At 67.5% G+C, this 2,797-nt stretch carries 3 protein-coding genes and 1 pseudogene; 1 reads left to right on the top strand and 3 read right to left on the bottom strand.

Annotation, left to right across the window (positions count from 1 at the left end; all coding sequences use genetic code 11):
• Nucleotides 1–106: 106 nt before the first annotated feature.
• Together QQ657_RS56430 and QQ657_RS56435 are read right to left on the bottom strand one after the other, a co-directional pair.
• Nucleotides 107–619: pseudogene (locus QQ657_RS56430) on the bottom strand (hypothetical protein); the annotation flags it as partial.
• A 128-nt stretch (nucleotides 620–747) separates the two neighbouring features.
• Nucleotides 748–1,635, bottom strand: a complete 888-nt coding sequence (locus QQ657_RS56435) for an NADP-dependent oxidoreductase (RefSeq protein WP_284750737.1) — start codon at nucleotides 1,633–1,635, stop codon at nucleotides 748–750.
• Nucleotides 1,636–1,694: 59 nt separating this feature from the next.
• Between QQ657_RS56435 and QQ657_RS56440 the strand changes: the two genes are divergently transcribed.
• Nucleotides 1,695–2,156 (top strand): GNAT family N-acetyltransferase, encoded by a 462-nt coding sequence (locus tag QQ657_RS56440; protein ID WP_284750738.1) that lies wholly within the window; start codon nucleotides 1,695–1,697, stop codon nucleotides 2,154–2,156.
• Here QQ657_RS56440 and QQ657_RS56445 read toward each other — a convergent pair.
• Nucleotides 2,153–2,632, bottom strand: coding sequence for a nucleotidyltransferase family protein (locus QQ657_RS56445; RefSeq protein WP_284750739.1), 480 nt, complete (start codon nucleotides 2,630–2,632; stop codon nucleotides 2,153–2,155). The genes QQ657_RS56440 and QQ657_RS56445 overlap by 4 nt on opposite strands.
• Nucleotides 2,633–2,797 lie beyond the last annotated feature (165 nt).

The following is a 2,797-nucleotide window of genomic DNA, read 5'->3' on the forward strand; positions in this document are numbered from 1 at the left end:
TCGATCTTCCCGACACCGTCTGGATCAACCGACCCACCGACGACACCAACCAGGAGCCCGAAACGGAAGCCGCCTAACACCCACTGGTCTCACTCACCTTGACAAATTCCGCGGCCGCTTGACGGAAGTCCCGGTTGCCCTGCTCGCTCCAGGTCGTCGCCTGCGCGGCGGGCTTGACCTCGGCGACGTCGGCGCGGCCGGCGATGGCGTCCACGGCGGACAGCGGGAGGTCGGCGCGGACGGCGCCACCCGCGGCGTAGCGGACGGCGCCCCCGGCGGCCTTGACCGCGTTCGCGACGGCCTGGTCGTGGGTGGCGGCGATCTCGACCGAGACGGTGCCGGCGGTGCTGACGCCGACGCCCGAGCGGTAGTCGGGCAGCTTCGCGGCGAGCGACCGGTCGGCCCGCAACCGCTTCTCGACGACGAGTTGGCTCGATTGCTTGCGCTCGGCGGGGGTCAGGCTCTTCTTGATGCCCTGGAGCGCGCTGATGCCCGCCTCGGTGCGCGCGGCCGCCGCGTCCACCGTGGACGGCTGCGCCGCCGAAACCCCCGTCGTCAGCAGCAACGCGCCGACCGTCAGCGGAACCGCATGCGCGGCGACCCGGCTGAATCTCACCATCGATTTCTCCCTGAGGCACTCGGCCGTATGACACCCAACCGGGTGTAATGGGGAGAATCTAAGTAGTGACCAGGCGGTGGTCCACCGACCAAAGTCGGGAACGTCCGCTTGCCCACATACTGGAACGGTCAGGAGAACGTGAGAACGATTTTCCCCCGGCCGTGCCCGGTCTCGATTTCTCGATGAGCCGCCGCGGCCTCGGTGTATGGGTAGGCGCGCCGGACGTGGAACCGCAAGTCGCCTTTCGCGTAGAGGGCCGCCAGCTCCGCGAGCCGCGCGGCGGAGCGTCCGGACTTCGAGACGAGCACGCCGAGATCGGCCGCCCGGCCGTGCTCGACGAGAGTGAGGATCCTGCTCCGGTCCTTCACCAGTTCGAGTGAGAGATCGAGGGCAGGGCCCCCGGCCCCGTCGAGCACGACGTCGACCCCCAGCGACGCGACGCGGTCCTTCAACCCTTCGCCGTAGACGACGGGGGTGGCGCCGAGCTCACGCAGGTAGTCCTGGTTGGCCTCGCTCGCGGTCCCGATCACGGTGGCGCCCCGGAGCCGCGCGAGCTGCACGGCGGCGGTACCGACCGACCCGGCGGCGCCGTGCACGAGCAGCGTCTCGCCTTCTTTCACCTGCAAGGCTTCCAGGGCGATCGACGCGGTCTGCGTACCGGCGGTGAACCCACCGGCGACCTCCCACGGCATTTCCGCCGGCTTGGGCGTGACATCGGTGGCGGGCACGACGATGTACTCGGCGGCGGCTCGCACGGCGGTGAAGCCGAGAACTTCGGTACCGGCGGGAAGATCGCCCTCGTCGACGATCCCGGCGAACTCATTGCCGGGCACGCGAGGCCACCCGAGCGTCAGCCCGGGCGGCTCCCACCCGGCCCGCACGGCGGCGTCATAAGGCTGCACACCGGCAGCTTTGACGCGCACCCTGACCTCGCCCGGCCCAGCGTGCGGCTCAGGAAGGTCGAGGACGCGCAGGACTTCGGGCCCGCCGAATTCGGTGAACGCTACGGCTTTCATGGAATCAGTCTGAAACTTCGAGTTACCTTGAAGTCAAGCGTCCACCGTAGGCTGGACGCATGGGCCAGCCCGAAATCCTCGCAGCCACGCCCGCCCAAGCCGGCGCGCTGACCGCACTGATGCACGCCTCATCGGCGTACCAGGGCGACTACGCATCCATCCTCGACGGCTACGAGGTCACTCCCGGGTACATCGCCAGCAATCCGACGTTCGCAGCCATGACCGGCGGCGAGGTCATCGGCTTCTACGCACTGCTCGAAGATCCCCCGGAGCTGGACATCCTGTTCGTGGCGGACACAGCACAGGGCCTCGGCCTCGGAGCGCGCCTGGTGAAGCACATGTTCGAGGAGGCGCGCAAGCGAGGAATAGTCAGGATCCGCGTCGTCTCACACCCGCCTGCGCTGCAGTTCTACCTCCGCATGGGAGCAAGGCGCACAGGCACGATCCCACCCGTACCACCGAAGGTCCGCTGGGCCCGGCCAGAGCTCCACTTCGACGTACCCCAGATCGCACACAGCTAAGTCAGAGTCAGCTCCGGCCACTGCCGTTTCCACCGGGCGGCCTTGCGTTCATAAACCTCGCGCGGAGCGAGCACAGGATTCGGGCGAACCACCAGACCGAAGAGGTCATCGAGCCCGTAAGGAGCGTAGAAGTGCCACGAGCCATCAGGTTCGAGCCGAACACCGACGCAGGAGCAGACGGCGGGAAAGACATCGATAGCCGCCTCGGTGCTCGCGAAGGGAGGGCAAGGAACACCGAACTTGGCTTCGTACCAGAGGTGCACACGCGCTTCGTTACGAACTTCGACTTCGACCGGAAGGCCCTGGCAGGCATCAGCATCCCGCCCGGTCAGAACATTCCAGACGGTCTGCACAACACAACCGGCGGTGAGATACCACTGCGCCAGACCAAGTTCCCGCACCAACCCGAGCACATCGACAAGAATTTCATTGCGCGAGAGCATGCCCTGAAGCCGCGGAAGATCGACCAAGGCCACCACCCACACCTCCCCCACCGCCCCGATACGAAGCCGCAGTACACGGCCGCCGGGGGGGGGGGAGGGGCGGCGTTACCCCCGCAGGGCCCCCCGCCGGCGCCGGGGAAAAAACGGATTGGGGGGGGGGGGCCCCCCCAAAAAAACAAAATAAAAATTCCCACCAAC

Origin of the sequence: Amycolatopsis ponsaeliensis (assembly GCF_030182635.1) — a bacterium.
Classification (GTDB): domain Bacteria; phylum Actinomycetota; class Actinomycetes; order Mycobacteriales; family Pseudonocardiaceae; genus Amycolatopsis; species Amycolatopsis ponsaeliensis.